Source organism: Halapricum sp. CBA1109 (assembly GCF_009741825.1).
Lineage (GTDB): Archaea > Halobacteriota > Halobacteria > Halobacteriales > Haloarculaceae > Halapricum.
On the sequence record NZ_WPCA01000177.1, the window covers coordinates 1 to 4,625 of the forward strand.

The following is a 4,625-nucleotide window of genomic DNA, read 5'->3' on the forward strand; positions in this document are numbered from 1 at the left end:
CGACGCGGGACTTCTCCTGGCGCTCGTTGTGGTTGAACGCCCGCCACTCCGGCCCCGGGTCGATGTTCTCCTCCTCGACGACCAGCCCGCAGTCGTCACAGATCAACTCCCCCCTATCGGAGCTTTTCACGAGGTTCTCCGATCCACACTCCGGGCAGTCCCGCACCCCCTCGTCCTCGACGTCTGTTGTCGACTCGTTCTCTCGCTCCCGCTGGCGGGTGGACCGTGTCATCGCACTTATATAGTAGTACTCTCCTATTTTATAAAACTTTGGCCGATAGCGGAGTCGTGCCACAAGAGCTATTACTTCCCGGAATCGGAAGGTGTAAGCCCGCTGATCGGCGATAGGCCGTCGATGCCAGTGATCGAGTGCGACGTGTCGGCGGCGCGCGAGCGACTGGAAGACGCCGGCGTCGACGTCGAGTCGGGGAACACGGACCACGAGCGCTGCGCGCGCGCCACGCCGGCGCGACGGCCGTCGCCTACGACGGGAAAGTCGTCGTGCAGGGCGACGGGGCCGAGCGACTGGCGGGGGTTGCTCTCGGAGTCGGGTGGCCGGGCACACGTCTACTTCGACGGGGCCTCGCGGGGCAACCCCGGGCCGGCGGCCATCGGGTGGGTCGTCGTGACCGGTGACGGTGGTATCGTCAGCGAGGGCAACGACCGCATCGGGACGGCGACGAACAACCGCGCGGAGTACGAGGCGCTGATCCGGGCCCTCGAGGTCGCCACGGACCACGGGTTCGACAGCGTCGAGGTCAGGGGCGACTCGGAGTTGATCGTCAAGCAGGTCCGCGGGGAGTACGACGCCAACGACCCGGACCTGCGGGAGCGTCGCGTCCGGGTCCGGGAGCTTTTATCGCGGTTCGGGGAGTGGTCGCTCGACCACGTTCCGCGGGAGATAAACGAGCGCGCCGACGAACTGGCCAACGAGGCCTTCGAGGATGACTGAGCCACCGACAGACGTGATAGATGAGGCCGAACGGCTCACCCGCCGGGCCCGGTCGGCCGTCGACGACAACGAGGCCGCCGCCTACCGGGACCGGCGCGAACAGTTGCTCGCGGAGTACGACTACACGACGCGAGTCAGGGAAGACGACCGGCCGGTGCTGGTCGCCCACCCCGCCGAGTGGACCGACGAGGAAGGCAACGTCCACCCGGACCGCGTCGACGATGTCGACCGTGGGATCGAACGCCCCCTCGAAGGGCCGGCCGACCCCGACAACTGGGAGGCGGTCGCCGAGTACAACGACGATATCGTCGCGGCCGTCGACGAGGCACACGGGGACCCGCACGCGGCGACGGCCCGGGCGCTGGCGGACTTTCTGGCGAACCACTACGCAAAGCGCATCGACGAGGCGACGGCCGCGGAGCTACGGGAGTTCGAGTCGGAGTACTTCCCGCGCAACAGCTGGCCGAGCGACGCCCAGCGCGAAACACTATCGCAGTCGCTCGATCTGATCTTCGAGCGCACAGACAGCGAACGGCCCGAGTAGACGTTACTCGGCGTCGTCGACGAGGCCACGCAGGTCGGCCGCACGGCCGTCGTCGGTCGCTATCTTCGAGAACTCCCAGCTCAACTGGTCGAGGACGGCGTCGTAGCCGTCGTCAGTCAGCGCGTACTGGTTGGTCCGCTTGTCGAGTTCGCTCTTCTCGACCAGTCCCATCTCGACGAGGTCGTCGAGGTTGGGGTAGAGTCGGCCGTGGTTGACCTCCGAATCGTAGTAGCTCTCGAGTTCCCGCTTGATAGCCAGCCCGTACCGTGGCTCCTCGGCGAGGATGACGAGAATGTTCTGCTGGAAGGCGGTCAGTTCCCGGGCGACGCCCGGAGTCGTCGATACGCTTTGTGCCTCTGACATAGTTAGCCAAATGTCATCACGCTATTTAACGCTTGTTAACTATCAACCGCTGTACTGTGGTTTCAGCACCGTAAGCAAGTAACATCGGTGTCCCTTGTCACGAAATAACACGTTCTTCCCCTCCCGTTCGTGATACTCGGCGAACGGTGTCGAAACCACTATGTGACCGCCTGTCCGACCCGGACATGATGACGAACCTCTGGACGGACTTAGAGACCGGACCGAACCCGCCCGAAGAGATCTACGCCGTCGTCGAGTGTCTGAAGGGCGAGCGAAACAAATACGAGTACGACAAGGACGTCCCCGGCGTCGTGCTGGACCGCGTCCTCCACAGCAACGTCCACTACCCCTCCGACTACGGGTTCATCCCCCAGAGCTACTACGACGACGAGGACCCCTTCGACGTCCTCGTCCTCGTCGAAGACCAGACGTTCCCCGGGTGTGTCATCGAGGCCCGTCCGGTCGCGCTGATGAAGATGGACGACGACGGCGAACAGGACGACAAGGTCATTGCCGTCCCCACCGAGGACCCCCGCTACGACCACATCGAGGACCTCGAAGACATCCCCCAGCAGCAACTCGACGAGATAGAGGAGTTCTTCGCGACCTACAAGAACTTAGAGGAGGGCAAGGAGGTCGAGACACTTGGCTTCGAGGACAAGGCGGCCGCGAAAGACGCCATCGAACACGCACAGGACCTCTACGACGAGAACTTCGACTGAGGTAACAGACCGGGGCTCCCTGTCCGAGACAGCCCCACCAGTAGTTATATTCTTTGAGATATATTTATATACTTATGAGTTGTGTATATATGGGAGATGACCAAGACGGAGGCGGCGAAGGTCGGTGGGCAGGAGTCCGGGGGCGAATACGACGCAACGAGGCGGGCGTTTCTCGCAGCGACCGGGACAGTCACACTCGGGGGACTGGCTGGCTGTAGCGCGCTCGACGGACTGTTAGACAGCGCCAGCGACGCGGCCGTGGGAACGAAAACGGCCTCGCCGGCCGGATTCTACGCCGGTGATGTCAGCGGCGAGGGTGTATACACGAGCGGATCGGTCGACGTCAGGTTCGTCCCGCCGAGTTTGCGAGCGGAAGACCGTCGCATCGACATCGACGGCTGGAGCACCAGTTCGACCACGAAGGCACAGGACTACAACTCCTCGCGCTCGAACAAGCGGAAGACGATCTGGGTGCCCGATCCGGACGACGAGGACTCCGACGCCGACGGGATCGACGACCTCGTTGACCTGCTCGACATCGAGCGATCGATACTGGTCTACGCCGACGCCGCCGTCGCGGCCATCGACGACCAGTCGAACGACGACGCGTCGGCGACCCTCGACGCGTTCATCAACGCCACGACGAAGGCCCGACAGACGGCCGAGCGCTGCTCCTCGGAGACCTGCAACACCGTCGCCGAGAACGCCGATGCACGGAAAGGCCTCGCGGAGGACGCCAGCGACGCCGTCGCGGCGGGCGAGTGGGACAGCGCGAGGCGCTCTATGCAGCAGGCCCGCCGGATCGTCCAGGGCGACATCGAAGGCGTCCGCGACGATCTCGACAGCGACGGCGACGGAATCTCCGACGACACCGAGGATCTGTACGACTACCTCGGCGAGGAGCCGACCATCGGCGAGCACTTCGTCGTCACGCTCCCGGACGCCCGGGTCCGTGGCGGTGGCCTCGAACTGGTCGACGAACTGACGCCCGAGCGCGTGCTCGAATACTTCACTGGCGAGCGTGACGCCGACGGCTGTGCACAGACCGACCGCGCCGCTGCTGTCCACCGGGACCTGTCCTGCCGGACGCTCCTCGCGTCGACGCTCGAACTTCAGGACGGCTTCGACCTCAGCCGGCCCGACGACATCGACAAGAACGACATCCGCCGCGGCGTCGCCGCCTTCGGAACCTCGGGCGGGGTCGTCGTCACCGGGGCGACGCCGGAGGCCGACCGCACGGTGCCGATGGTCCGGGCCTCAGGCCAACCGGGTGGGGGAGATGAGTGTTGCTTCGATTATAATGATTCCTGGGGCGGGGAGACCACTTCCGGGGAGGCGACCGTCTCGGGGGTGTTCGTCGTTCCCGTCACGGCGACGCCGCCGGACAGCCCACGTCCGATGCCCGCACTGTTCTTCGTGCGTCGGATCCGTCACGACAATCAGTTGCTGTTCGTCGGCGGCTGGCAGATCGACGACGGCGCACTCTACGAGAACAGCGCGACGCTGCTGACCGCCGCCGGCCCGAACCACGTCGCACCAGTGACCCACTCCGTCAGCGACGACGAGAGTGTCGAGATCGAGTATCAGGACGGCGACGACTTACTTCTCCGAAAACGCCCCGGGCGGGCGAAATACGGGAACGTAACGCTCAGCGACGACTACGCCCCGGACGCCGAGTACTTGCCCGACGGTGCCTACTCGGTGTGCAGGGACGACGGCGAGGTGTACTGCTGGGGCGTCCAGTCTCGGGAAGCGCTCGCCAGGCACGACACAGGTGACTGTAACGACGATGGCGACGACGTCCGCCCGTCTGCCGTCGCGACGCGCTCGACGCACCCGTCCTCCACCTCGTCGGTGCCGCCGAGGCGTCGAACGACGTGAAGTTCAAAGCCGGAGCGGAGCTGTCCAAGGCCGTGAACTGAGCGGGATCGACGAGTCGACCGCCAAGAACCTCGCAGCGGGCAGGGTGGTCGAGACGCTGGGCTTCGAGGACAAAGCGGCCGCGAAAGACGCCATCGAGCACGCACAGGACCTCTACGACGAG

At 65.0% G+C, this 4,625-nt stretch carries 6 protein-coding genes and 1 pseudogene; 5 read left to right on the forward strand and 2 right to left on the reverse strand.

Annotated elements, in window-relative coordinates; translation table 11 throughout:
• On the reverse strand, positions 1 to 232 hold a 232-nt coding region (locus GJ629_RS14390; protein ID WP_305037659.1), incomplete at its 3' end, for a TFIIB-type zinc ribbon-containing protein.
• 123 nt (positions 233 to 355) lie between these two features.
• Between GJ629_RS14390 and rnhA the strand changes: the two genes are divergently transcribed.
• Both rnhA and GJ629_RS14400 read left to right on the forward strand, forming a co-directional pair.
• A complete protein-coding gene (gene rnhA, locus GJ629_RS14395; protein WP_305037660.1) occupies positions 356 to 952 on the forward strand; it encodes a ribonuclease HI in 597 nt (198 codons plus the stop codon).
• Complete coding sequence (locus GJ629_RS14400; RefSeq protein ID WP_157513650.1) at positions 945 to 1,496, forward strand: rnhA operon protein; 552 nt, start codon at positions 945 to 947, stop codon at positions 1,494 to 1,496. Before rnhA ends, GJ629_RS14400 begins: the two co-directional genes overlap by 8 nt.
• Before the next feature lie 3 nt (positions 1,497 to 1,499).
• Here GJ629_RS14400 and GJ629_RS14405 read toward each other — a convergent pair whose 3' ends face one another.
• Positions 1,500 to 1,859, reverse strand: a complete 360-nt coding sequence (locus GJ629_RS14405; protein ID WP_157513651.1) for a PadR family transcriptional regulator — start codon at positions 1,857 to 1,859, stop codon at positions 1,500 to 1,502.
• A 188-nt stretch (positions 1,860 to 2,047) separates the two neighbouring features.
• Between GJ629_RS14405 and GJ629_RS14410 the strand changes: the two genes are divergently transcribed.
• From GJ629_RS14410 to GJ629_RS17300, 3 genes and pseudogenes are all read left to right on the forward strand, one after another.
• On the forward strand, positions 2,048 to 2,581 hold the full coding sequence (locus tag GJ629_RS14410; protein ID WP_157513652.1) for an inorganic diphosphatase: 534 nt from the start codon (positions 2,048 to 2,050) through the stop codon (positions 2,579 to 2,581).
• Between the two features lie 96 nt (positions 2,582 to 2,677).
• Complete coding sequence (locus tag GJ629_RS14415) at positions 2,678 to 4,462, forward strand: DUF6517 family protein (protein WP_157513653.1); 1,785 nt, start codon at positions 2,678 to 2,680, stop codon at positions 4,460 to 4,462.
• A gap of 37 nt (positions 4,463 to 4,499) precedes the next feature.
• Positions 4,500 to 4,625: pseudogene (locus GJ629_RS17300) on the forward strand (inorganic pyrophosphatase); the annotation flags it as partial.